Annotated in this window: 27 protein-coding genes and 2 pseudogenes; 16 read left to right on the plus strand and 13 right to left on the minus strand. The window is 61.5% G+C overall.

Translation table 11 applies throughout. From position 1 onward, the window contains the following. Positions 1-43 precede the first annotated feature (43 nt). Positions 44-1,558: a choline-sulfatase gene (gene betC, locus HGP12_RS23740; RefSeq protein ID WP_168841265.1), complete on the plus strand. Its 1,515-nt coding sequence runs from the start codon at positions 44-46 to the stop codon at positions 1,556-1,558. A gap of 71 nt (positions 1,559-1,629) precedes the next feature. Next, the gene (locus tag HGP12_RS23745; RefSeq protein ID WP_120662771.1) at positions 1,630-1,839 is read left to right on the plus strand and encodes a molybdopterin-binding protein; all 210 of its coding nucleotides are present in this window, start codon (positions 1,630-1,632) and stop codon (positions 1,837-1,839) included. Here HGP12_RS23745 and tsaA read toward each other — a convergent pair. Together tsaA and HGP12_RS23755 are read right to left on the minus strand one after the other, a co-directional pair. Further along, positions 1,836-2,360 carry a tRNA (N6-threonylcarbamoyladenosine(37)-N6)-methyltransferase TrmO gene (tsaA, locus tag HGP12_RS23750; RefSeq protein WP_168841266.1) on the minus strand — a complete coding sequence of 175 codons (525 nt, stop codon included), beginning with the start codon at positions 2,358-2,360 and terminating at the stop codon, positions 1,836-1,838. The genes HGP12_RS23745 and tsaA overlap by 4 nt on opposite strands. Before the next feature lie 23 nt (positions 2,361-2,383). Continuing rightward, the gene (locus HGP12_RS23755; RefSeq protein WP_168841267.1) at positions 2,384-3,409 is read right to left on the minus strand and encodes an iron ABC transporter substrate-binding protein; all 1,026 of its coding nucleotides are present in this window, start codon (positions 3,407-3,409) and stop codon (positions 2,384-2,386) included. A 305-nt stretch (positions 3,410-3,714) separates the two neighbouring features. On the opposite strand from HGP12_RS23755, the gene HGP12_RS23760 reads away from it, so the two are divergent. Together HGP12_RS23760 and HGP12_RS23765 are read left to right on the plus strand one after the other, a co-directional pair. Continuing rightward, positions 3,715-4,107: a nuclear transport factor 2 family protein gene (locus tag HGP12_RS23760; RefSeq protein ID WP_168841268.1), complete on the plus strand. Its 393-nt coding sequence runs from the start codon at positions 3,715-3,717 to the stop codon at positions 4,105-4,107. 99 nt (positions 4,108-4,206) lie between these two features. Further along, a pseudogene (locus tag HGP12_RS23765) lies at positions 4,207-5,009 on the plus strand (helix-turn-helix domain-containing protein). 47 nt (positions 5,010-5,056) lie between these two features. Here the strand turns inward: HGP12_RS23765 and HGP12_RS23770 are convergent. Next, positions 5,057-6,640 (minus strand): peptide chain release factor 3, encoded by a 1,584-nt coding sequence (locus HGP12_RS23770; protein ID WP_149632836.1) that lies wholly within the window; start codon positions 6,638-6,640, stop codon positions 5,057-5,059. Between the two features lie 91 nt (positions 6,641-6,731). Between HGP12_RS23770 and dut the strand changes: the two genes are divergently transcribed. Beyond that, positions 6,732-7,202 (plus strand): dUTP diphosphatase, encoded by a 471-nt coding sequence (dut, locus tag HGP12_RS23775; protein WP_168841269.1) that lies wholly within the window; start codon positions 6,732-6,734, stop codon positions 7,200-7,202. Beyond that, on the plus strand, positions 7,202-8,095 hold the full coding sequence (locus HGP12_RS23780; RefSeq protein WP_168841270.1) for a GNAT family N-acetyltransferase: 894 nt from the start codon (positions 7,202-7,204) through the stop codon (positions 8,093-8,095). The genes dut and HGP12_RS23780 overlap by 1 nt, the downstream gene beginning before the upstream one ends. 77 nt (positions 8,096-8,172) lie before the next feature. Here the strand turns inward: HGP12_RS23780 and HGP12_RS23785 are convergent, their stop codons facing one another. Then, complete coding sequence (locus HGP12_RS23785; protein WP_168841271.1) at positions 8,173-8,637, minus strand: Lrp/AsnC family transcriptional regulator; 465 nt, start codon at positions 8,635-8,637, stop codon at positions 8,173-8,175. A gap of 109 nt (positions 8,638-8,746) precedes the next feature. Between HGP12_RS23785 and HGP12_RS23790 the strand changes: the two genes are divergently transcribed. Together HGP12_RS23790 and HGP12_RS23795 are read left to right on the plus strand one after the other, a co-directional pair. Then, positions 8,747-9,661, plus strand: coding sequence for a DMT family transporter (locus HGP12_RS23790; RefSeq protein ID WP_168841272.1), 915 nt, complete (start codon positions 8,747-8,749; stop codon positions 9,659-9,661). After that, a complete protein-coding gene (locus HGP12_RS23795) occupies positions 9,658-9,960 on the plus strand; it encodes an NIPSNAP family protein (RefSeq protein WP_149632832.1) in 303 nt (100 codons plus the stop codon). Before HGP12_RS23790 ends, HGP12_RS23795 begins: the two co-directional genes overlap by 4 nt. Positions 9,961-9,962: 2 nt before the next feature. Here HGP12_RS23795 and HGP12_RS23800 read toward each other — a convergent pair whose 3' ends face one another. From HGP12_RS23800 to HGP12_RS23810, 3 genes are read right to left on the minus strand one after another with little or no spacing between them, the layout of a single operon-like run. Then, positions 9,963-10,598: a hypothetical protein gene (locus HGP12_RS23800; RefSeq protein ID WP_168841273.1), complete on the minus strand. Its 636-nt coding sequence runs from the start codon at positions 10,596-10,598 to the stop codon at positions 9,963-9,965. Continuing rightward, positions 10,598-11,230 (minus strand): LysE family translocator, encoded by a 633-nt coding sequence (locus tag HGP12_RS23805; protein WP_168841274.1) that lies wholly within the window; start codon positions 11,228-11,230, stop codon positions 10,598-10,600. The genes HGP12_RS23800 and HGP12_RS23805 overlap by 1 nt, the downstream gene beginning before the upstream one ends. Positions 11,231-11,255: 25 nt before the next feature. Beyond that, positions 11,256-11,813: a cysteine hydrolase family protein gene (locus HGP12_RS23810; RefSeq protein ID WP_168841275.1), complete on the minus strand. Its 558-nt coding sequence runs from the start codon at positions 11,811-11,813 to the stop codon at positions 11,256-11,258. Positions 11,814-11,942: 129 nt separating this feature from the next. Between HGP12_RS23810 and HGP12_RS23815 the strand changes: the two genes are divergently transcribed. Beyond that, a complete protein-coding gene (locus HGP12_RS23815) occupies positions 11,943-12,560 on the plus strand; it encodes a LysE family translocator (RefSeq protein ID WP_168841276.1) in 618 nt (205 codons plus the stop codon). A gap of 136 nt (positions 12,561-12,696) precedes the next feature. After that, on the plus strand, positions 12,697-13,665 hold the full coding sequence (gene cysK / locus HGP12_RS23820) for a cysteine synthase A (RefSeq protein WP_168841277.1): 969 nt from the start codon (positions 12,697-12,699) through the stop codon (positions 13,663-13,665). A 52-nt stretch (positions 13,666-13,717) separates the two neighbouring features. Here the strand turns inward: cysK and HGP12_RS23825 are convergent. From HGP12_RS23825 to rsmI, 6 genes and pseudogenes are all read right to left on the minus strand, one after another. Beyond that, positions 13,718-15,251 (minus strand): annotated as a pseudogene (locus tag HGP12_RS23825) (YifB family Mg chelatase-like AAA ATPase). 193 nt (positions 15,252-15,444) lie between these two features. Beyond that, positions 15,445-16,392, minus strand: a complete 948-nt coding sequence (gshB, locus tag HGP12_RS23830) for a glutathione synthase (protein ID WP_168841278.1) — start codon at positions 16,390-16,392, stop codon at positions 15,445-15,447. 92 nt (positions 16,393-16,484) lie between these two features. Beyond that, complete coding sequence (locus HGP12_RS23835; protein ID WP_168841279.1) at positions 16,485-16,988, minus strand: cupin domain-containing protein; 504 nt, start codon at positions 16,986-16,988, stop codon at positions 16,485-16,487. 98 nt (positions 16,989-17,086) lie between these two features. Then, positions 17,087-18,082, minus strand: a complete 996-nt coding sequence (locus HGP12_RS23840; RefSeq protein ID WP_168879634.1) for an endonuclease/exonuclease/phosphatase family protein — start codon at positions 18,080-18,082, stop codon at positions 17,087-17,089. 98 nt (positions 18,083-18,180) lie between these two features. Further along, on the minus strand, positions 18,181-18,561 hold the full coding sequence (locus HGP12_RS23845; RefSeq protein ID WP_168841280.1) for a YraN family protein: 381 nt from the start codon (positions 18,559-18,561) through the stop codon (positions 18,181-18,183). Then, on the minus strand, positions 18,551-19,462 hold the full coding sequence (gene rsmI / locus HGP12_RS23850; protein WP_168841281.1) for a 16S rRNA (cytidine(1402)-2'-O)-methyltransferase: 912 nt from the start codon (positions 19,460-19,462) through the stop codon (positions 18,551-18,553). Before rsmI ends, HGP12_RS23845 begins: the two co-directional genes overlap by 11 nt. Before the next feature lie 195 nt (positions 19,463-19,657). On the opposite strand from rsmI, the gene dnaN reads away from it, so the two are divergent. The 6 genes from dnaN (at position 19,658) to HGP12_RS23880 (ending at position 24,409) form a co-directional block, all read left to right on the plus strand. Then, a complete protein-coding gene (gene dnaN, locus HGP12_RS23855; RefSeq protein ID WP_312862927.1) occupies positions 19,658-20,833 on the plus strand; it encodes a DNA polymerase III subunit beta in 1,176 nt (391 codons plus the stop codon). A 271-nt stretch (positions 20,834-21,104) separates the two neighbouring features. Then, entirely contained in the window at positions 21,105-21,698 is a 594-nt protein-coding gene (pmtA, locus tag HGP12_RS23860) for a phospholipid N-methyltransferase PmtA (protein WP_168841283.1), read from the plus strand. 21 nt (positions 21,699-21,719) lie between these two features. Continuing rightward, positions 21,720-22,307, plus strand: coding sequence for a histidine phosphatase family protein (locus HGP12_RS23865; protein ID WP_168841284.1), 588 nt, complete (start codon positions 21,720-21,722; stop codon positions 22,305-22,307). Between the two features lies 1 nt (position 22,308). Next, a complete protein-coding gene (pyrF, locus tag HGP12_RS23870) occupies positions 22,309-23,001 on the plus strand; it encodes an orotidine-5'-phosphate decarboxylase (protein WP_168841285.1) in 693 nt (230 codons plus the stop codon). A 27-nt stretch (positions 23,002-23,028) separates the two neighbouring features. Next, the gene (locus HGP12_RS23875) at positions 23,029-23,316 is read left to right on the plus strand and encodes a DUF1330 domain-containing protein (protein ID WP_168841286.1); all 288 of its coding nucleotides are present in this window, start codon (positions 23,029-23,031) and stop codon (positions 23,314-23,316) included. Positions 23,317-23,428: 112 nt separating this feature from the next. After that, positions 23,429-24,409: a complex I NDUFA9 subunit family protein gene (locus HGP12_RS23880; protein WP_168841287.1), complete on the plus strand. Its 981-nt coding sequence runs from the start codon at positions 23,429-23,431 to the stop codon at positions 24,407-24,409. Positions 24,410-24,637 lie beyond the last annotated feature (228 nt).

The following is a 24,637-nucleotide window of genomic DNA, read 5'->3' on the forward strand; positions in this document are numbered from 1 at the left end:
CACTTTTTGGCATCATGCTCCAATTTCCGAGAAAGACGCTCAAATGTCCCGCCCGAATATCCTCATCCTCATGGTCGATCAATTCAACGGCACATTGTTTCCCGACGGCCCGGCCGATTTCCTACATGCGCCGGTCCTGAAGGCTCTGGCGAAGCGCTCGGTGCGCTTTGCCAACAGCTATACGGCAAGCCCGCTCTGCGCGCCGGCGCGGGCCTCCTTCATGTCCGGGCAGTTGCCGAGCCGCACCCGCGTCTATGACAATGCCGCCGAATTCTGCTCCGACATCCCGACCTTTGCCCATCACCTGCGCGCCGCCGGCTATCAGACAGCGCTATCGGGCAAGATGCATTTCGTCGGCCCGGACCAGCTGCACGGCTTCGAAGAGCGGCTGACGACCGACATCTATCCCGCCGATTTCGGCTGGACGCCTGACTATACCAAGCCCGGCGAGCGCATCGACTGGTGGTATCACAATCTCGGCTCGGTCACCGGGGCCGGCACTGCCGAGATCACCAATCAGATGGAATATGATGACGAGGTCGCCTATCACGCGAACCGCAAGCTCTACGATCTCTCACGCAGACAAGACGAGCGGCCCTGGTGCCTGACGGTCAGCTTTACGCATCCGCACGACCCTTACGTCGCGCGCCGACGCTTCTGGGATCTTTATGAGGATTGCCCGGCGCTCGACCCCGAAATCGGCGAAATCCCCTTCGAACAGCAGGACGCGCATTCGCAGCGGCTGATGAAGGCATGCGATCACACCGCCTTCGACATCACGCCGGAACAGATTCGCCGGGCGCGGCGTGGCTATTTCGCCAATATTTCCTATGTCGACGAGAAGATCGGCGAAATACTGGAAACGCTCGAGCGCGGCCGCATGGCCGATAACACCATCATCCTCTTCGTCTCGGACCATGGCGACATGCTCGGCGAGCGCGGCCTCTGGTTCAAGATGAACTTCTTCGAGGGCTCTGCCCGCGTGCCGCTGATGATATCAGCCCCCGGCTGGCAGCCGAAGCGGATCGATCAGCCGGTTTCGACGCTCGACGTGACCCCAACGCTGGCAGCTCTTGCCGGGATAGACATCGCATCGCTGCGTCGATGGACCGATGGCGAAGACCTGACGCCGCTCGCTCTCGACACGGGAAGCCGCAGCGCCGTTCCGATGGAATATGCCGCCGAAGGCTCCGAAGCGCCGCTCGTGGGCTTACGTGACGGCCGCTACAAGCTAACGCTTTGCGAGAAAGATCCGCCGATGCTCTTCGACATCGAGGCGGACCCGAAGGAGCTGACCAACCTGGCTAATGACCCTGCTCATGCCGAAACGCTGAAAAGGCTGACGGCGCGGGCCATGGAGCGCTGGAACCTTGCAAGCTTCGACTCCGCCGTGCGCGAAAGCCAGGCGCGGCGATGGGTGGTCTACACTGCCCTGCGTAATGGCGCCTATTATCCCTGGGACTATCAGCCGCTGCAGAAGGCGTCCGAGCGGTACATGCGCAACCACATGGACCTCAACGTGCTGGAGGAAAACCAACGCTATCCGCGGGGCGAATAGGAACGAACAGAATTCGGTAGCCCACCGACGGTCGACGCAATAGGGTCGCACCGTCACAAGGGAGACTATCCATGAAAATCAGCGCGAGAAACCGCCTCAAGGGCAAGGTCGTCGAAATCACCAAGGGTGCGACAACAGCGCATGTCCGCATCGATATCGGCAACGGCTCGATCGTCACTTCCTCGATCACCAACGAGGCAGTCGACGAACTGGGCCTGACGGTCGGCTCCGCCGCCTATGCTGTCATCAAGGCATCCGATGTCATGGTCGCTGTCGACTAACTTTTCTGACAATAATGCGCCGTTTCGCCGTCGCCGGTCTGGAAATCTCCGGGCTGCGGCGGCGCGATCGGCTTGAACAGCGTGCGATCCGGTTTCACGTCGAGCAGCGGCGTGCCGTCAAGACAATCGAGGCCACGCACCAGCAGCACGGCGCCCTCGACGGCTTCCAGCTTGACGATGGATGTGCCGATGGGATTGGGCCGAACCGGTGAGCGCAGTGAGAAGGTACCGTGCACCTTGCCGCTGCTGGCCGGGCTCTGCAGCACGAGATCCCTTCTGGAACGATCCAGCCAATAGAGAACTTCCAGCCGCTCGAAGGCTTCCACCCCCTGCAGCGCCGCCACCCAGGGCTCGAAGATTTCGATCCGGCAAATGGGGCCGTCATGCCGTCCCTGGCGCGGCGTTTCCATGCGCGATGTCCACGGCGTGGAGATGCGGCCGATGAAGGTGAGACCGGCATCCAACCCCGAGGGCGGCTCGACGGCCACTTCGTTTTCACGAATTTCGTTTTCCCGGACCATCAGCGCTTTCCTTATCAGAGCGATTATTTCATGCCCTTCAGCAGTGCCGCCAGCTGATCGTCGGTCAGATCGACCTGATAGAACAGCTTGTAGAATTGCTTCACGTCGTCGGAAAAATTGCTGCGGAAGAGTTTTGGATAGAGCAGCTTCTCCATCCAGCGCACGCCGAACAGCCGGTTGACGCCGGGCGGCGAATCGAACCAGCCGAAGGGCAAGGACGGCGGCACGAAGATCTTGCCGTCCTTGACGGCCTTGATCCCAGCCCATTGCGGATCGCTCCTCACCGAGGCGGCGAAAGCAGGGGTCTCGGCGATGATGATATCCGGATTCCAGCCGACGACCTGTTGTACGGTCACCTTGGCGAGACCACCCTTGCCGGCGGCGGCGGCGACGTTCATCGTGCCGACTGCATCAAGGATCTCAAGATTGATCGAGCCGGAGAGCCCGGTTTCCAGGCCATCGGCACCACGGCCGTAATAGACGCGCGGGCGCGGATCGTTCGGCAGGGTCGCGAGCTTCTCGTTCAGGTCCTTGATCGCCGAATCCGCATAATCAGCCAGCTTGTTGGCGCGGTCCTCGACGCCGATCAGGGCGCCGACGTCACGAAGCGTATCTGCGGTGCGGGCGAAGCTGCCGTCGATGAGGATATAGGGAATGCCCGTCGCGCTCTGCACCTTGTCGGCCAGCGCCTTGTAGGTGGGATCGACCGTGCCGGCATCGAGAATGATGTCGGGCTTGGCGTCCATGACGGCCTGCGCGCTGATGGTGCCGTCCTTGCCCGTCAGGCGTCCGACTGACGGCAGCGACCGCACCGATGGCATCAGATAAGCCTTGGCGGCATCATCGGGCGCATGCGCCCAGCCAACCAACTTCTCGGGCGCCAGCACATAGACGAGTACGGTGGCGGGCGGCCCGGCTACCAATATGCGGTTGATCTTGTCCGGGACGGACACCGTGCGGCCGGCCGCGTCTGTGATAACCCGCGCTTCGGCCACGGCCGGCAACAAGCCGACGAAGGCTAGCGCGAGAACCGCAAAAAATTTCATCATAAAAGCTGCTCGTTCTGCTCCAGGGGACCTCGGGGCGGCACTATGGCATAGCGCTATATTGGATGGAACATCGCGAAGGCACTATTCCAAAACGAAACGCATTCGAACCGATCACGTCGGCTTGAGGCGTAATCGACGGGTCTTCATTACATCTGATGTAATTGAGAACGGCATTCGTCTCGGCGTATTTAAAGACCATCTTCTTGCAGGAGGAGCTTATTCAGCCCTTCAACCAAAGAGAGCCTTCACCCGGCATGACGTCGACGGCCACGGCGTCATTCCAACGGCAGGCTCAGGAGAAATCCATGACGACGATGTCATTCACCAAAAAAGACGCCCCGCAATGGCTACTCGCCTTCTGGCGGGAGATTGACGACAAGACCTTCGGCGACGGCTTCGATTGCCTCGCGGAAGACGCCACCTGCAATCTCGGTATTGCCGACTGGAACGGGCGCGACACCATTCGCCAGAACTTGCGCGCCTTCATCGACACCGGCTTCACGGCATTGCATGATGTCATCGAATATTGGGACGCCGGATCGCTGAAGGTGTTCCGGGGGACCGTGACCATGACACCCGACGACCGAACGCAAACGGTGGTCAAACCGGTCATGACGCACTTCTTCTATATGGACGAGGCCGATCCGACCAAAGTGCGGCACTGGTATGGATCGGTCGGCCCTGTTGCCTTCTCATAAGAATTGAGCTGGCGGGGCGGCTGAACAACGCCCCGCCACAATAAACGAACGACGCGCAGAGGCCTTTGCAGGATGAATTCTTCCGGTTTGAATCCAAGAATGCCAAACGAACTCGGCCCGCAGCTGCGCGCATGGCGCGATACGCGCGGCAAAAGCCAGCTCGAGCTTTCCCTCGACACCGGCATTTCGCAGCGTCAGATCAGCTTTATCGAAAGCGGCAGGAGCACGCCCGGCCGCCAGAATGTATTACGTCTCGCCGACGCATTGGACGTGCCGTTCCGCGAGCGCAACACACTGCTGCTCGCTGCCGGTTATGCGCCGATCTATTCGGAAGGAAGCTTTGACGATCGGGAAATGCAGGGGTTATCAACGCCCTCAAGCGCATGCTGCGTCAGCATGAGCCGTTTCCGGCTGTTGTGATGGACCGCTACTGGAATGTCCTGATGACCAATGACGCGACCCTTCGCTTCTTCGGCCGGTTCGTCGATATGGCCGCACGCCCGGCGCCGCGCAATCTCCTGCATCTCATGTTCGACCCCGCGGGCATGCGGCCCTTCATTCCGGACTGGGACAAGACGGCCGAAAGCCTTTTGAGACGCGTCTTCCGCGAATCCGTCGGCCGCGTCATCGATGCTCGGACGAAGGAGCTCATCGATAGCCTGCTCGCCTACCCCAATGTGAATGCCGAATGGCAGACGTCACCGACGATCGAAAATGCGCCGCTCATCCCCCTGTCCTTCATGAAGGACGGGCATATCCTGAGATTTTTCTCGCTGATCACGACGGTCGGCACCGCGCAGATGATCACGACGCAGGAGCTGAGGGTCGAATGCATGTTTCCGCTGGATGAAGTCACTGAGGCTCGTTACGCGGAACTGATGAATGCAGCAGCGGAACAATAGCATTATGAACCACAGGCCGGTTGCCTGTGGCTGCAACATCCTTGATATCACGCCGCCTTGACAGCGTGATATTCCTTGATGGCGACCATCTTGATAGCCGGATAACGTTCCGCTTCATAGCGCAGAGAGAAGCCGTCCTGGGCGAGGAAGACCGGATCGCCGTCGAGGTCGCGGGCGATATCGCCGCGCCGCTGGGTGACGAATTTTTCGAGATCGACGGATTGATCGGCCGAGATCCAGCGGCAGACGGAGAAGCGCGACATTTCGAAGGAGACCGGCAGGCCATATTCGGCCATCAGCCGCTCCTTCAGCACGTCGAGCTGCAGCGCGCCGACCACACCGACGATGGCGGGCGAGCCGTCCTCGGGCGAGAAGAGCTGCACGACGCCCTCTTCGGCCATCTGCTGCAAGGCTTCCTTGAGCTTCTTCGCCTTCATGGCATCCTCGAGGCGCACGCGGCGGAGGATTTCCGGCGAGAAGTTCGGCACGCCCTGGAAGACGAGGGATTCGCCTTCCGTCAGCGTATCGCCGATGCGCAGCGTCCCGTGGTTCGGGATGCCGACGACATCGCCGGCGTAGGCGGTATCGGCGAGCTGGCGCTGCGAGGCGAAGAAGAACTGCGGCGCGGTGAGACCGAGCTGCTTGCCGGTGCGCGACAGCCGGGCCTTCATGCCGCGCTCCAGCTTGCCGGAGCAGATGCGCGCGAAAGCGATACGGTCGCGATGGTTCGGGTCCATGTTGGCCTGGATCTTGAAGACGAAGGCCGTCATCTTGTCGTCGGTGGCGTGAACCGTCCTGATATCGGCGACCTGGTCGCGTGGCGGCGGCGCGAAGTCGCCAAGCGCGTTGATGAGATCGCGCACCCCGAAGTTGCGCAGCGCCGAGCCGAAGAAGACCGGCGTCATATGTCCCTCAAGGAACGATTCCCGGTCGAACGGCCGGCACGCCTCGATTGCAAGTTCCGTTTCGTCGATAAAGGCCTTGCGCTCGTTTTCCGGCAGTCTGTCGGCGACGGTCCGCGGGCCATTGACGGGGGTTGCGGTGACCTCGGTATCGGAACCACGAACGGTATTGGATGCCAGATGATAGGAGCCGCAGAAGGTCTTGGAGCGACCGATCGGCCATGTGATCGGCGCTGTATCAAGCGCCAGCTTCTCTTCCACCTCATCGAGAATCTCGAAGGGGTCGCGGCTTTCGCGGTCCATCTTGTTGATGAAGGTGATGATCGGGATGTCGCGCATGCGGCAAACTTCAAACAGTTTCAGCGTTCGCGGCTCGATGCCCTTGGCGGCGTCGATGACCATGACCGCGGCGTCGACGGCCGTCAGCGTGCGATAGGTATCGTCGGCGAAGTCTTCGTGGCCGGGCGTATCGAGAATATTGAAGACGTTGCCTTCATATTCGAAGGTCATCACCGATGTGACAACCGAGATGCCGCGCTCGCGCTCGATCTTCATCCAGTCGGACCGCGTCTGCATGCGGTCCTTCTTCGCCTTGACCTCGCCGGCAAGCTGAATGGCGCCGCCGAAAAGCAGCAGCTTTTCGGTGAGCGTCGTCTTGCCCGCGTCCGGGTGAGCGATAATAGCGAATGTGCGGCGGCGGGAGACCGCCTCGGCGAGACTTTCGGCCATGCGTGTGAATCCTGTGAATTGGCGCCGTATCTAGCGACTCAAAGCCCTAAATGCAATTGACCTCGGGCGTTCGCGCGCAAACTAATGCCGCATGACCATTCACACCGATATCAGCCCGACCCTGAACCTCATCCGCCTGCCGCATGGCGAGGGCCTGGAGCTGCCTGCCTACGAGACCCGAGGTGCAGCCGGCATGGACCTGCGCGCCGCCGTTGACGACGAGGCCACGCTAACGATCCTTCCCGGCAAGCGCGCGCTCGTTCCCACCGGCTTCATCTTCGAAGTTCCGGACGGTTTCGAGGCACAGATCCGCCCGCGCTCCGGCCTCGCCTTCAAGAACGGCATCACATGCCTGAATTCCCCCGGCACGATTGACAGCGACTATCGCGGTGAAGTGAAGGTGCTGCTGATCAATCTCGGCGAAGAGCCCTTCGAGATCACCCGCGGCATGCGCATCGCGCAGATGATCATCGCGCCGGTTACCCAGGCCCGCATCGTAGAGACGACCGAAGCGAGCGAAACCAAGCGCGGCGCCGGCGGCTTCGGCTCGACCGGCGTGTGATGACGGAGCTTGCAACGCGGTATGGTCTGACTCTGCGTCAGGATTATTTTGGCGATCCCTCCGCCTGGGGTGCGCTCGTTGATTTGCTGCAGGATACGTTCTCGATCGATGTCGACCTGCAGGCTTCGTTCGGTGGCCCGGACCCGACAAGCATGCCATCAGGCTATTTCGATGGCGAGGGGCGCTGCGTCGCCAATTTCAGCGCCTTTTCCATGCCGATGATCATCAATGGCCGTGCCATCAAGGCGGCGGGCTATCAATCCGGCGCGGTCCGGCCGGAATGGCGCGAGCGCGGCCTCTACCGCGATCTCATGCAACGCGCCTTTGATCGAACCGCCGCCGAGGGCTGCGAACTCGATCTCCTGCTTACCGACAAGCCTGCACTCTATGAGCGATACGGCTTTCGCAGCCTGCCACAGCATATCTTCGGTGCCCGAACGCCAAAGCTGCAGAAGTCCGAGTTGACTGCCCGGCAGCTCTCCCTGGAAGCGCCTGATGATCTGCGTCTCATCAAGACACTCCTGCAGAGCCGGCAGCCGGTCTCCGCCCGCTTTGCCGTTGTCAGGCAGATGGAGATGTTTCTGCTGAATGCCTGCTTCAATTCCGCGATCCGCTTGACGGCACTCGGGGATGACGCGGTCATTGCCTGGACGTTTGACGGTGCGACTTTCTGGCTTCTCGATATTGCGGGAACGGCCGTTCCATCTCTGGCGACGATCCTGTCGGCGCTTGATGTCGAACCCGAGCGCATCGAGATCTGCTTTTCGCCTGATCGGCTGGATTGCGAGGTGTCGCCGGAACCCTATGAGGGTTACACGGTGCTGATGGCACGCGGCAAAGCGGCCGACGAGATCATAGGGCCGCTCATGCTTTCGCCGATGGCGGAATTCTAGAGCCGTCAAGCGGCTCTAGCTTATTGCATCCCGCAATTCCGGACGGAAAACCGCTGCGCACTTTTCCTGGAATTGCCCTAGCGGGAAAGCGGCGGCAACCGTCGCTTGACCGGCGTCGCCTTGATCATCGACGTGTTCGTCTCGGCACGTTCGGTGATCTTGTCCAATATCCCATCGAGTTCGCCCATCGAGCGCACCACCAGCCGCCCGATAAAGCAATCGTCACCGGTGACCTTGTCGCATTCGATGAATTCCGGCGTCTCCTGAATGATCCGCTCGACGACATGGAGCTGACCGGGCAGAGGCCTGACGCGGACGATTGCCTGCAAGGGATAGCCGATCGCCTCGGGCGCGATATCGACCGTAAAACCTGATATGATGCCGCGCTCCTCAAGCCGGCGAAGCCGCTCGGCCGCACTCGGCGACGAAAGACCGGCAGCTTCCGCAAGCTCCTTCAGCGATATCCTGGCGTTGCGCGCCAGCGCCTCCAGCATCCGTTGGTCGATCGCATCAAGATCCAAGGAAGCGTTAGGAACACCCATTGTTCAGCCTCATTTAATTAGGTAACTAAATCTTCTCCCCTCATTAAATCTATATTATCCACGCTCGTGCCGCAATATGATTGGCTTCGATAGGCGGGAGCGAAGACAAATGAACGAGACAAGACGCGGCACGATGGAAATGACGGCGGCGATGCTGATTTCAGGAACGATCGGATGGTTCGTGCTGATGTCGGGGCAGGCCGTGACCGGCGTTGTCTTCTGGCGCTGCTTGTTCGGCGCGCTGACATTGCTCGTCATCTGCGCGGCCATGGGCCTGATCCGCCCTGGCATCCTCAATCTCAAGAGGTTCTCCATCGCGGTCGGCGGCGGCATCGCCATCGTTCTCAACTGGCTGCTGCTGTTCGCTGCCTACTCGCACGCCTCCATTTCCATCGCCACGACCGTCTACAATACGCAGCCCTTCATGCTGCTGGGGCTCGGCGCGCTGTTCCTCGGCGAGCGGATCACCTTCACCAAGCTCTTCTGGCTGCTCCTCGCCTTTGCCGGCATGGCTGTCATCGTCGAGGGCAAGCCCGCCGAGGCGGCGGGTGCCGGAAGCTATGCGATCGGTATCCTGCTTTCGCTGGGCGCGGCCTTCTTCTATGCGCTGGCGGCGATTGCGGCGAAATGGCTGAAGGGTACGCCGCCGCATCTGATCGCGCTCATCCAGGTTTCGACAGGTATCCTGATGCTGGCGCCCTTTACCGATTTCTCCGCGGCCCCGCGGGATGCCGGCGGATGGTCGATCCTCGTCACCATGGGCGTCGTTCATACCGGCCTGATGTATGTGCTGCTCTATGGCGCCATCCAGAAGCTGCCGACACATCTGACCGGCGCATTGTCCTTCATCTATCCGATCGCCGCCATCGTGGTCGATCGCTTTGCCTTCGGCCACGTGCTCGGCGCGGCACAGATCGCCGGCGCGATCATCATCCTGGGAGCCGCTGCCGGCATGAATCTAGGCTGGACGATCTCCCTGCCCCGTCATAGAAACGATCGTCTTTCAAAGGGGACCGCCGAATGATCACCTGCTATCTGCGCTATACGATCGACCCTTACAAGCTCGCCCAGTTCGAACACTACGCCAAGCTCTGGATTCCGTTGGTCAACCGGCTGGGCGGCACCCATCACGGCTATTTCATGCCGCACGAAGGCACGAACAACATTGCGCTGGCGCTGTTCAGCTTTCCGAGCCTTGCCGCCTATGAGGAATATCGGCTCAAGATGGCCGAGGATGCGGAATGCCAGGCCGCCTTCGCCTATGGCGAGGAAACGCGCTGCATCGTCAGCTATGAGCGCAGCTTCATGCGGCCCGTGTTCTAAGATTATTTGGCCGGCTGCGGGCAAGCCTGCGGCTGGCCGTCGAGGCCTTCCGCCATTTTTTCGAACGTAACCGCCGATCCGGCTTTGCTCCCGCCGATGCGCAGCACATAGAGGCTGTCGAAATCCTTGCCGTGCCATTTCGGCACCGCACCGGCATCGCCGCCGTTCTCACTCATCAGCTGGCGGGCGAGATTGACTATCTGCTTGTGCTCCCAGGCGACGAAGATCAGCTTGCCGGCATAATCAGGCTTCTTCAGCTCGGCTTTCAGGTCGTCGATATCCTCATAGCCGAAGCTGGTATCGACCGGCATGCCGAGGGCGATAGCGGTCGGCTCGATGGTCGCGAGTGGGCGGATATAATCGTAGGACGCGCCGGAATCCTCTTTCCGTTTCGACGCATCGGGCGCAAAGATCGCCGCGGGCTTGCCGAAGAGCTTTGTCAGCACCGGTGGTAGCGCCAGTGCCCGGTTAAGCCCCTGGCAGCTCAATTGGCCAAGACCCGCTTCCGGCTTTTCACCATGACGCATGAAGACGATCGTCCGCGTTCCCGCCTCCGCTGCCGAAACGGGCGGCGCGAAGCTTGCGAGCGAGGCGAGCGCCAGAAGACCCGCGGTGACGGCTTGCGACACGCCTCGCATCAGCGCTGCGCTTCGAAAGCCATTCGTACGGCGAGCCCGGCCAGCACCGTGCCCATCAGCCAGCGCTGCACCAGGGCGAAGGACGGGCGGTGGGTGAGGAACATCGCGATCCAGCCTGCGCTGAGCGCGAAGATGGCATTGAATGTCACGCTAATGACGATCTGCGCAAAACCGAGAACAAGCGATTGAGTGAAGACGCTGCCGGCGGCGGGATCGATGAATTGCGGCAACAGCGACAAATAAAGGATCGCGACCTTCGGGTTCAGCAGGCTGGTCACCAGCCCCATGGAGAAGAGCCGGCGTGTGCTGTCCTTCGGCAGTTCGCGCACCTGAAATGCGGAACGGCCGCCAGGCTTCAGCGCATTCCAGGCGAGCCAGGCAAGATAGGCAGCGCCCACCAGCCGCAGAGCATCATAGGCGAAGGGAACGGCGAAGACGAAGGCGGTGATGCCGAGTGCTGCCGACAGCATGTAGAAGAGGAAGCCGCATGCCACACCGCCGAGCGAGATCAGCCCGGCTACCGGCCCTTGCGAGATCGAGCGCGACACCAGATAGATCATGTTCGGTCCGGGTGTCAGCACCATACCGAGAGCGATCAGGGCAAAGGTGATCATACTGGTCAGATGCGGCATAAAGCCTCCGGCGGCGGGAAGATCTTCAGAAAAGAATTTCGCTGGAAACAGCGAGCTTGATTTCATGCGGCCCGGCATCGAAGCCGTCAAGCAGCATATTGTGGTGGGTGACAATGTCTTCGAAGGTGAGCTTGCCCATATCGGCCGTGGTGTGGCCGTCGGAGACCAGCGTGACGTCGAAACCGAGCGAAACGGCACGCCGCACGGTCGTATCGACGCAGAACTGCGTCATGCAGCCGCCGACGATGAGATGAGTGACGCCGCGCGCCTGCAAGCGCGCTTCCAGATCCGTCTCGAAGAAGGAATCGCAACTTGTCTTGTGCACGACGACATCGCCGGCTTCGGGCGCGATTTCCCGGCGCAGCTGCCAGCCTTCGCTGCGCTTGACCAGGCGATGCCCCGGGCTGCCGTCATGCTGGACGATGAAGGCGGGGATGCCGGCGGCACGCGCCTTGTGCTTCAGTGCCGCGAGCTTGGCGACGACCGCCTCCAGCGCCGCATCGATATCAGGCTGACGCTCCGGCGTGCCAAGGCCGGTCAGGATGGAGTTCTGAAGATCGATCAGGAGCAATGCGGAAGACATGATATCCTTGGGCAAAGCGGTTTCGACGCGCCGTCAACGCCTTGGTAATATGTTCGCAGCGCCAGCGCAATCGCTTGAAACCGCAAAGGTGGTGCGGTAGAGCAGGCACCATCTGAGGAGGAAATGGCCATGACGCTTGCGTCCCTGCTCGCCTATTGCGGCGCGCTCTTCGTTGCGGCGGCCATTCCAGGCCCCGGCATCACGGCGATCGTGGCGCGCGCCCTCGGCTCCGGTTTCCGCGAGACCTTCTTCATGGGCCTCGGCCTTGTGCTCGGCGACACCATCTACCTGACGGCGGTCGTTCTCGGTCTTGCTTTCGTGGCGCAGGCGTTCACCGAGGTGTTCATCGTCATCAAGATCGCGGGCGCGCTTTATCTCGGCTATATCGCCTGGAAGCTTTGGACGGCGGGCCTGCTCGCCACCGATATCGCCGCCAAAAAATCGAACGGTGCCGGGATGTCCTTTCTCTCGGGCCTGCTGGTGACGCTCGGCAACCCCAAGACCATGCTTTTCTATGTCGCGCTGGTGCCGACTCTGATCGACATCGGCAGCATCGGCCTGCGGGAATATGCGATCCTGATGGCGGCAACCTTTATCGTTCTTCTGATCGTACTCGTTCCCTATATGCTGCTCGCCTCGCGAGCCCGGACTTTCCTCAAGAAGCCGAGAGCGCTGCAGTTCCTGAACAGGGCTGCGGCCAGTATCCTCGCCGCAACGGCTGCCTTCATCGCGGCGCGAGCAGCCTGAAATAAACATCCCCAAAGAAGGGCCGTGAGAGATTCTTTTCTCACGGTCGACGCGGCGACAAAGGGCGCGCACTCTGGTTTCCGCAGGCGTTTGATCCTATTGTCACTGCATAATTCAAATGTAGGGAGAGCTACCCATGTCCGACACCCGCAAACCCGGTCGCGGCCGCGTCTATACCTCGATCACCGAGACCATCGGCGACACGCCGATCGTCCGTCTCGACAAGCTGGCGAAGGAGAAGGGCGTCAAGGCCAACCTCCTGGCAAAGCTTGAATTCTTCAATCCGATCGCCTCCGTGAAAGACCGCATCGGCGTCGCCATGATCGAGAGTCTGGAATCGCAGGGCAAGATCGCCCCCGGCAGGACCGTGCTGATCGAGCCGACCTCGGGCAATACCGGCATCGCGCTCGCCTTCGCCGCCGCCGCCAAGGGTTACCGGCTGATCCTCACCATGCCGGAGACCATGTCGATCGAACGCCGCAAGATGCTGGCGCTGCTCGGCGCCGAACTGGTGTTGACCGAGGGACCGAAGGGCATGAAGGGCGCCATCGCCAAGGCGGAAGAACTGGCTTCGACCCTACCGGATGCGGTCATTCCGCAGCAGTTCGAAAATCCGGCCAACCCGGAAATCCATCGCAAGACGACGGCCGAGGAAATCTGGAACGATACCGAAGGCAAAGTGGATATTTTCGTTTCCGGCATCGGCACCGGCGGCACGATCACCGGCGTCGGCCAGGTGCTGAAGGCCCGCAAGGCCGATATCAAGGTCATTGCGGTCGAGCCGACGGATTCGCCAGTTCTTTCCGGCGGCAATCCCGGCCCGCACAAGATCCAAGGCATCGGCGCCGGCTTTGCGCCGAAGATCCTCGACACCCATGTCTATGACGAGGTGGTCACCGTCAGCAATGATGAGGCCTTCCAGCATGCCCGTCTCGTGGCCAAGCTCGAAGGCGTGCCTGTCGGTATCTCCTCCGGCGCGGCGCTGGCAGCAGCCATCAAGGTCGGCCAGCGTCCTGAAAACGAGGGCAAAAACATCGTCGTCATCATCCCCTCCTTCGCCGAGCGCTATCTCTCGACGGCGCTGTTCGAGGGCCTTGGCGGCTGAGAGCCCGCCATCGGATTGAATTGGAAGGGGTGCTTCGGCGCCCCTTTTTCATTCAGGCATGCGCAACCAACCGCTCGCCGGCAATGCGATAGGAGATGGCTTCGGCGAGATGGATGCGCCCGACGGTCGGCCTTGTCGTCGAGATCGGCAAGGGTGCGTGCCACCTTGAGGATGCGATGATAGCCACGGGCCGAGAACTTCATTTTCTCTGCCGCATCGCGCAGCAACTGCAGACCGGCAGCGTCCGGCTCGGCGATGGTTTCGATCATCGCGGTCGAACAGCGGGCGTTGGTCGAAACGTTCTTCACGCCAGCCCTTTCGAAACGTTCCCGCTGCCGTTCACGGGCACGGGCGACGCGGAGCGCGACATCGGCACTCTTTTCGGCCGCTGTCGGCCGGATGAGATCGGCGGCCGATACCGCCGGCACGTCGATGCGGATATCGATACGATCGAGCAAGGGGCCGGAAATGCGGCCCTGATAATCGCTGGCACAGCGTGGTCCACGGGCGCAGGTGTGGCCCGGTTCGCCGGCCATGCCGCAGCGGCAGGGATTCATCGCCGCCACGAGCTGGATGCCGGCCGGATAGGAGACACGGTGGTTTGCCCTGGCAATAACGCACTCTCCGGTTTCCAGCGGCTGACGCAGCGCATCGAGTGCCTGTGGCGAAAATTCCGGCAGCTCGTCGAGGAACAGAATGCCGTGATGGGCGAGCGATGCTTCCCCCGGCCTGGCGCGCAGGCCGCCGCCGACAAGCGCCGCCATGGTGGCTGAGTGATGCGGCGCTCGATAGGGCCGCCGATCGGAGAGCTTGCCGCCGGAAAGCTGACCGGCGATCGAATGGATCATCGACACCTCAAGCAATTCGGTTGTCGACAATGGAGGCAGGATTGACGGCAGGCGAGAGGCGAGCATAGACTTACCGGAACCGGGAGGTCCGACGAAAAGCAGGTTATGCCCGCCGGCCGCCGCCACTTCCAAGGCGCGTTTGGCACTTTCCTGCCCCTTGATATCGGCAAGATCGGGCAGATTGGCAGCATTGGAGCGAACGGACGGTTCCGGCCGTGACAGGACCTGGGTGCCACGGAAATGATTGGCGAGCGCGATCAGGCTGCGTGGCGCCAGGATGTCGATCTCCTTGCCGGCCCAGGCTGCTTCCGGCCCGCTTTCGGCCGGGCAGATCAGCCCCTTGCCCATGGCATTGGCGGCGATCGCCGCGGGAAGCGCGCCGGCAACCGGTGCGATCGTGCCGTCGAGATTGAGTTCGCCGATGACGGTATAGGACGACAGGGCATCAGCCGGGATCGCGCCAAGCGCCGCCATCAGACCGAGTGCGATCGCAAGATCGAAGTGGCTGCCCTCCTTGGGCAGGTCCGCCGGCGCGAGATTGACGGTGACTTTCTTCGGCGGCAAGGCAAGGCCGGAGGCGTGCAGCGCCGCCTGGACCCGCTCCCGGCTTTCGGCGACTGCCTTGTCGGGCAGGCCGACAATATGCATCAGCACCTTTCCCGGCGCGATCATCACCTGCACTTCTACCGGTACGCCTTCGATACCCTGAAACGCAACCGTACTGACGCGCGCCACCATGCCCTATCCCCCGTCACCGAACCCGTTTGCCGTTACGTGCCCCGATCAGCAAACTTCGGGTTGCAATCTGGCATAAGACAAAGAATGAAACAAGAACAATAAACGAACAAAGCTTCACCCAGGCATGTCGAAATCATCGATATGCCTGGTGAAGGCTATTGATCAGCTGGAAAGCATGGCGGGGAACTGCCGATCAGGCCCGCTTGGCTTCGATCGCATCCCAGAGCAGGCTGGCGATATCGGCGCCGCCGAAGCGCTTGACTTCGCGGATGCCGGTCGGCGACGTGACGTTGATCTCGGTCATATAGTCGCCGATGACGTCGATGCCGACGAGCAGGAAGCCGCGCTCTTTCAGGGCCGGGCCGATGCGCTTACAGATTTCCTGTTCGCGCGCCGTCAGCTCGGTGGCTTCGGCGCGACCGCCGACATGCATATTGGAGCGGGCGTCGTGCTCGGCCGGCACGCGGTTTATGGCGCCGACGGCTTCGCCATCGACGAGGATGATGCGCTTGTCGCCCTTGCGCACGTCAGGCAGGTATTGCTGGGCGATGAAGGGCTCGCGGAAGAGCTGGCCGAACATCTCAAGCAGGGACGAGAGATTGCGGTCATCACGCGTCGAGTGGAAGACGCCGGCGCCGCCGTTGCCGTAAAGCGGCTTCAGGATGATATCGCCCATCTCATCGCGGAAGCGGCGGATTTCGGCGGGATCGCGGGTGATCAGCGTCTTCGGCATGAGATCGGCAAATTCGGTGACGAAGATCTTTTCCGGCGAATTGCGCACCCAGGCCGGATCATTGACGACGAGCGTCTTCGGATGGATGCGCTCCAAGAGATGCGTCGAGGTGATATAGGCCATGTCGAATGGCGGGTCCTGGCGCAGCAGAACAACGTCCATGGTCGAGAGATCGACGCGCTCGGGTTCGCCGAGCTCGAAGTGATCGTCCTTAACGTCACGCAGGATCATCGGCTCGACGGAGGCATAGATCTTGCCGTCGCGCATGCTCAGCCGCTCGGGCGTATAGTGGAAGAGCTTGTAGCCGCGGTTCTGTGCCTCGAGGCTCATGGCGAAGGTCGAGTCACCCGCAATGTTGATGCTCTTCACATGGTCCATCTGGACCGCAACATTCTTGATACCAGCCATAGTCAGCCCTCGCTCGAATTTGCGGACAGATGTAGGTCGGCCCGCATTCAAACGCAACGGCTATTCAATAGCTTCCGTCAAGGCTGATCGGTTCAGGCGGCGAGGCCCTGCGCGCCGCCCTGGCGGACGAAGTTGCGCAGCCGATACGCCATGCTCAAAGGCTTCGGGAACGGCCTGCGTAAAAAGGCGACCTTGCGCAAATAGCGGTCGATGCGCCATGTCGCCCAGGTGCCACCGGCGAAATAGGCGACGTCGCCGGCGCTGAGCGTACGCTCGACGCCGTCTTCGGTGGTGATATGCACTTCGCCTTCGAGGATCATCACCGTTTCGTCCCAGCCGAAATACCAGCGAAATTCGCCGGCGGTGCAATCCCACAGCGCCGTCATGGCGGCATCGTCCTGCCCACGCGAATGCTCGGCGATGCGGGCAACCGGATTGCCCGCCAGGATCCAGGAGGGCTCGATCGGCGACGGCTTCATTTCCATCTCGGCGCTGGCGCCGGCGACGAAGCTTTTCGATTGCGGCAGCGCGACGACCGCCGGGACGGCACGCGCGGCAAAGGCCGCCATGCTCGTCAACATCAGTTTCAAGACCATGCAATCCCCCAAAATTCCATGCGCGTCTGCGATCTCATCGCATGGAAGCGGTAACGGCGCGGTTCATGAAACCCAGCGCATTTTAACGATTGCAGCGATCAGGCCGAAAAGCCTTCGATCGTGCAGACGATCATGTCATGGTCGGATAGCGGTTTGCCCTCTTCATTGAGGGAGGAAACAAGGTGGCTTTCGCCGATCTTCAAACCGCGGGTGATGAACCAGTCGAGCTTCATGGTGCGATCGGGAAAGCGCGTGATCAGGCTCGGGCGTGTGCTCGTCTGATCCAGCGGCCCGCCGTGGCATTCGAAGCCGCAACCCTCGGCCATGGCAAACAGCGTATCGGTCGAGTAATCGCCGCCGGTGTGGTTGCCGGTATTGAGATCGCCGCCGATCAGGATGGGCAGGCCTGGTGCGAAGGCTTCGACAACATCGATCAGCGCCGCCATCTGCCGCTCGCGATAGGCAGCGGTCGCCACGCTTTCGAGGTGAACGGAAACAGCGACGATGGGACCGGCCTCCGTTGCGACGATGGCGCCAAGAGCACAGCGATCGCCGATGCGCGGCTGTTCGTTGCTATCGTTGAACCAGACGGCCTCGCCCGGCAGGCGGATCATGAAAGCATCCTTCAGGGCGACGGCGGCCATCAGCGCATTGCCGTGAAAGCCCTTTTCGTTGAAATCGTCGCGGCAGTAGGAGCGCTCGATTTCCGAGCCGAGGCTGAGCTCCAGGAACTCGACGCCATAGGCATGGTTCATACCGAGCTCATCGGCGATAACAGCGGTCGGGTCGCGTTGCTCGGTGCGGGCCATGCCCTGATCCATTTCCGACAGCAGGATCAGCGGCGCCCCCGTCGCCCGCAGCTTGGCAGCACTTTCCTCAGGAAACAGGCAGCGCTCGAGATTCCACGCAGCGACTGTAAACGGGAAGGACAAGGCCTCGATTTGCGCATCAGCCCCGCCGATGCGCACCGTATTCAGGCAGGCGAGCGATGAGAGCTTCGCGGCGTGAACGGCCGGGGTCTTTTCGAGCAAGACGAAGCTCTTGCGCTCCTCCTGCGAGGGAACGGTGAAAGCGGAGACGGTGTTGCGGATCATGATGGGGCCTGTCGAAACGAGATGAGCGCCGGCGGAAAATCGCTTGGGTTGGTCGCCCGGCAATAGGCTGATTTTATGACGGTCCTGTAACGTCGTGCTCAAAAAGCATCCGGAAAATGCCGCGGCCAGCGGCCGGGCAGCATGGCGACGATGTCGTAGCGTTGCGACAGGCGGGCGAAATCCGGTTGCCGGGCCAGCCAAAGATCGCTGGCGGCGCGGATGCGGTTCTGCGAGGAGAAGGAAACAGCGTCGATCGCCTCCCGCGCACCGCGCCGCGATTTGACCTCGACGAAGACGGCGAGATCGCCCTTGCGCGCGACGATATCGATTTCGCCGAGCTTGGTGCGATGGCGGATGGCCAGGATGCGGTAGCCCTTGAGCATCAGGAAGGCCGCCGCGAAATATTCGGCGGCATGGCCGCGTCGCCAGGCCTTTTGCCGCTTCAGCCTTTCGCCTGCGTCAGGCCCCCTATCGGCCATGGCGCTCTTTCATGTCGAGAAGGCGCTGATAAAGATCCTTGCGCGGCAAGCCGGTCAAGCGCGCAGCCTCGGCTGCCGCCTTGGCCGTCGGCAGCGTGCCGGCAAGATCGGCCAGAATGGCATCGACATCGGCTTCGGTGGCAACGCTTTCCGCCGGCGGGCCCACGAGCCAGACGATCTCGCCTTTTACATTGTCAACGGCCTCATAGAATGCCGCGAGTTCGGCAAGCGTGCCGCGGCGAAATTCCTCGAAGGTCTTGGTCAGCTCTCGGCAGACGGCACCGGCCCGCTCACCGCCGAGCACATCGGCGGCAGCGGCAAGCGTGGCGGCAATGCGATGCGGTGATTCAAAGAAGATGAGCGTCGCGGGGACGCTCGCAAGTTCTGCCAGGCGATCGCGTCGGCCCTTGTCCTTGGCGGGCAGGAAGCCGGCAAAAAAGAAGGCATCGTTCGGCAGGCCGGAGCCGACGAGGGCCGCAAGCGGCGCCGAGGCGCCGGGAATGGGAACGACCTTGTATCCCGCCTCGATCGCCTGAACCGCAAGCCGGTAGCCGGGATCGGAGACGAGCGGCGTTCCGGCATCGGAGACCAGCGCCACCGATCGGCCGGCTTCCAGCGCCTGCAGCAGCCGGGGTCCGGCCTCATCGGCATTATGCTCGTGGTAGGCATAAGGTTTGTTCTGGATGCCATAGCGATCGAGCAGGACGCGGGTGACGCGCGTATCCTCGCAGGCCAGCACGTCAGCGCCGGCCAGCGTCTCCAGCGCCCTCAGCGTGATATCGCCGAGATTGCCGATGGGTGTGGCGACAAGATAGAGCGCCGGTCCGAGGGGGCGGGCCGGAATCTGGTTGTTATGCAGGCGGAAACTGCGCGCCCCGCCGCTTGATTGCTCTTCGGTCATGCCGGTCCTGAATTCACTTCGGATAAACCGCCTTTATGGGCGAGGCGCAGGCGGACGGCAAGAGCGGTGCAATTCCTGTGGAGCATTGTCGACGAAATGTCGAATTGCCGCCTGGCAAATCGCCTATGCCTCTTGCATTCGGATGGAGAAGTCTGCCAAGTTGCCTGTCCAATCTTTCGGGCCTCGTCCGAAAACATGTCGCTCGGGCGCCTCGGGCCGCCCGGCAAGTCACGGTCGAAAGCGGTAGCATCCATGCGTATTACAATTGAGCGGTCGAACCTCCTGAAGTCGCTGAACCACGTGCATCGCGTGGTCGAGCGTCGCAACACGATCCCGATCCTGTCCAACGTGCTGCTGAAAGCCGAGGGTACAAACCTCGACATGAAGGCAACCGACCTCGATCTCGAAATCACCGAGGCGACGCCCGCCAATGTCGAGCAGCCCGGCGCCACCACCGTACCGGCGCATCTGCTCTACGACATCGTGCGCAAGCTGTCCGACGGATCGGAAGTGCTTCTTGCCACCAACACCGACGGCAGCTCGATGACGGTCGCCTCCGGCCGTTCGAAGTTCTCGCTGCAATGCCTGCCGGAATCAGACTTCCCGGATCTCACCGCCGGCAGCTTCAGCCACTCCTTCAAGCTGAAGGCCGCCGATCTGAAGATGCTGATCGACCGGACGCAGTTTGCGATTTCCACCGAAGAGACGCGCTACTACCTGAACGGCATTTTCTTCCATACGATCGAGAGCGGCGGCGATCTGAAGCTCAGGGCCGTCGCCACGGACGGTCATCGTCTGGCCCGTGCCGATGTCAGCGCTCCTTCCGGCTCCGAAGGCATGCCCGGCATCATCATCCCGCGCAAGACTGTCGGCGAGCTGCAGAAGCTGGTTGACGCGCCGGACACGATGGTCACCGTCGAAGTCTCCGACGCCAAGATCCGCCTGACGATCGGCTCGATCGTCATGACGTCGAAGCTGATCGACGGCACCTTCCCCGATTACCAGCGCGTCATCCCGGCCAACAACGACAAGGAAATGCGCGTCGATTGCCAGAGCTTCGCACAGGCTGTCGATCGCGTATCAACGATTTCGTCGGAGCGGGGCCGCGCCGTAAAGCTGGCACTGTCGGACGGGCAACTACTGCTGACGGTCAACAACCCCGATTCGGGAAGCGCGACGGAAGAAGTCGCTGTCGGCTACGAAATGGATCCGATGGAAATCGGCTTCAACGCGAAGTACCTGCTTGATATCACCGCGCAGCTTTCGGGCGATTCTGCCGTGTTCCTGCTGGCCGATGCCGGCTCGCCGACACTCATCCGCGACACGGCCGGCGACGACGCGCTTTACGTGCTGATGCCGATGCGCGTGTAGAGCATGATGCTGAAAAGTGTGAGGGGAGTTCGGACGATATCATGCTCCACTTTTTTGATTCATGAGCAGGATGGTTTTGGGTCGAACAGACCTAAAATCACCCGGCTTCAGCGAAACCAAAGCGCCCTTTCATGCGTTTATACAACGCAAGGGCGCTTTTATTTGATCCTTTGTGAATTGCGACATTTTCTCTTGTTATTGCGTCATCGCATTGCAAGATTTTAGAGAAGCGATATGTAAGTCGCGACCGTAACATCTGGTGGGGGAGAACATGGCGCTGCGTCTCAAGGAACGGCTGGGCAAGAAGTTCGACGAGGAGATCCGTTTCTTCAAAGGCATGATGCAAGGGCCGAAGACGGTGGGGTCGATCGTTCCCACCTCATCGATTACAGCCCGCAAGATGGCGAGCGTCGTCAACACGCAATCCGGCCTGCCCGTACTGGAGCTCGGGCCGGGAACCGGTGCCATCACCAAGGCGATCCTGGCACGCGGCGTCGAGCCGCAAAATCTCGTCGCCGTCGAATATTCGACCGATTTCTACAATCATCTCGTCAAGCTTTACCCCGGCGTCCACTTCATCAATGGCGATGCCTTCGATCTCGATACGACGCTTGGCGTGCTGCGTGGCCAGACCTTCGATTCTGTCGTGTCGGGTATCCCTCTCCTCAATTTTCCGATGAAGGCGCGCGTCGCATTGCTGGAAAGCCTGCTGGACCGCATGCCGCCAGGCCGCCCGGTAGTGCAGATCTCCTACGGGCCGGTTTCGCCGATCATCGCCAAGCCGGACCGCTACCATATCCGCCACTACGACTTCATCGTCCGCAACATTCCCCCGGCCCAGCTCTGGGTCTACAGCCGCGGCTGAGGCAATCGCTGGGACAATTCCATGTACGCTCTTTATATTACGCACCCGCAGGTGCGCATCGACCCTGCCGTGCCTGTGCCGGAGTGGGGCTTGTCCGAAATAGGCGCCGAGCGGGCGCGGCTGGCGGCGAGCCGACCTTGGGCACGCGAGCTTGGCCTGATCGTCTCCAGCGGCGAACGCAAGGCGATCGAAACGGCCGAAGCTTTGGCGACGGCAAGCGGCGCGCCGATCGAAATCATCGAGGCCATGCATGAAAACGACCGCAGCGCCACGGGCTTCCTGGCCCCACCGGAGTTCGAGAAGGCGGCCGACTGGTTCTTTGCCCATCCGCATGAAAGCTTCAAGGGCTGGGAGCGTGCCATCGACGCGCAGGCAAGGATCGTCTCCCATGTCGACGCCGTTCTCGCACGACACGACCCGCAGGTGCCGATCGCATTCGTCGGCCATGGCGGCGTCGGCACGCTGCTGAAATGCCACCTCGAGGGCAAACCGATCGCGCGCCAGGGCGACCAGCCGCCGGGCGGCGGCAATCTTTTCTGTTTCGATCTTGCGAAGCGCGCCGTCTCATGCGACTGGACACCCATGGAAGATTGGATGGGATGGGCTTGAGATGACCGCACGCGACCGCTTGATCGTTGGACTGGATGTTCCAAACCTTCAGGAGGCCGAAAAAGTGGTCGGCGCCCTCGGCGATGACATCCTCTACTACAAGATCGGCTATCAGCTCGCCTTTGCCGGCGGGCTGGAGTTCGCCCGCGATCTCGCCGCCAGCGGCAAAAAGATCTTCCTCGATATGAAGCTGCTCGACATCGACAACACGGTGGCCTCCGGCGTGGAGAATATCGTCAAGATGGGCATGTCGATGCTGACGCTGCACGCCTATCCGAAAGCGATGAAGGCGGCCGTCGAGGCTGCCAAGGGGTCCGACCTATGCCTGCTCGGCGTCACCGTGCTGACCTCGATGGACGAAGGGGATCTCATCGCCGCCGGTTATGAATATGATCCGCATACGCTAGTGCTGCGCCGGGCCGAACAGGCGCATCTCGCCGGCATGGGCGGCATCGTCTGTTCAGCGGAGGAGTCCTCCGCCGTCCGCAAGATCATCGGGCCTGACATGGCGCTGGTGACCCCTGGCATCCGGCCAGCCGGCAGCGACAAAGGCGACCAGAAGCGGGTGATGACGCCGGCAGACGCCATCAAGGCCGGATCGAGCCACCTCGTCGTCGCAAGACCAATCGTCAAGGCGATCGATCCGAAGGAGGCCGCACGCGCCATCCTCGCCGAGATGGACTCCGCGCTCTAAGATACCGAAACACGCAGGGAGGAAAACATGGCAAAGGGATATTGGATCGCGCGCGTGGATGTCCGCGACCCCGAGCGCTACAAGGACTACGTCGCCGCCGCGAAGCCGGCCTTCGAGAAATACGGCGCGAATTTCCTCGCGCGCGGCGGTGCGTTCACGCCGCTTGAGGGACCGGCGCGCGGCCGCAATGTCGTCATCGAATTTCCGTCGCTGCAGCACGCCGTCGATTGCTACAATTCGCCGGAATACCAGATCGCCGCCAAAATCCGGCAGCAGGTGGCGGATGCTGAAATGGTCGTCGTCGAAGGGGTTTAAACCCTTTGAAAACGCGACGCCGCAACGCAGCGCGATAGCACTTCACCTCGGCGCCCGGATCGGCTAAGACGAAACCAGATCAGCCCAATCAAAGCCTTTCGAGGAGCCTGCCATGACCCTGTCCAACCTCCCACCGCTCGTTACCGTGTTCGGAGGATCGGGCTTCATCGGGCGGCATGTCGTGCGTGCGCTCGCCAAGCGCGGCTATCGCATCCGCGTTGCCGTGCGCCGTCCCGATCTTGCCGGCTTCCTGCAGCCGCTCGGCAATCTCGGCCAGATTTCGATCGTCCAGGCCAATGTGCGCTACCGCAACTCGATCGACCGTGCGGTCGAAGGCGCGCAGCATGTCGTCAACTGCGTCGGCATCCTCGCCGAAAGCGGCCGCAACACCTTCGACGCCGTGCAGGAATTCGGCGCCAAGGCGATCGCTGAGGCCGCACGCGGCGCCGGTGCATCGCTGACGCATATTTCCGCCCTCGGTGCCGATGCCAATTCGCCTTCGGCCTATGCCCGCACCAAGGCTCGCGCTGAAACCGCCATCCTGTCGATCAAGCCGGACGCAATCATCCTGCGCCCCTCGATCGTCTTCGGCCCCGAAGATAGCTTCTTCAACAAATTTGCCGACATGTCGCGCACGGCACCCTTCCTGCCGCTGATCGGTGGCGGCAAGACGAAATTCCAGCCGGTCTATGTCCAGGATATCGCCGAGACCGTTGCCCGTAGCGTCGACGGCAAGCTGAAGGCCGGCACGACCTATGAACTCGGCGGCCCGGAAGTGTTGTCCTTTCGCGAATGTCTCGAGACCACGCTTGCCGTCATCAACCGGAAGAAGTCGCTCGTCTCCATTCCGTTCGGCATCGCCTCGCTGATCGGCTCGGTCGCTTCGCTGGTGCCGCTCATCACCCCGCCGATCACTTCCGATCAGGTCACGCTGCTGAAGAGCGACAACGTGGTTTCCAAGCAGGCGGAAACGGAAGGACGCACGCTGAAAGGCATCGGCCTGCTGCCGACGCTGCTTGCCTCCGTGCTGCCGTCCTATCTCGTCCGCTATCGTCGGCAGGGTCAGTTCACCGGTTCCGGCAAGGCTGCCTGACGATTCGGCAATTCAGTGAAATTCAAAACGCCGCCGGCTCTGCCGAGCGGCGTTTTTTATCGTTCGAATGCCGCGGTAAACGCTTGTGTGTGCCCCGCAATCCCGCTCTCATTCACAGCTTAGCGTTGCCTAAAAGACGCACTGTGGAAATAGTAGCATTAACGTCAAATTTAACATGAACATTTATTGCTATTGCTCATCTCACTGACTAACACAGCCGCGCGTCTC

Source organism: Rhizobium sp. P28RR-XV, from assembly GCF_012641385.1.
Lineage (GTDB): Bacteria > Pseudomonadota > Alphaproteobacteria > Rhizobiales > Rhizobiaceae > Rhizobium.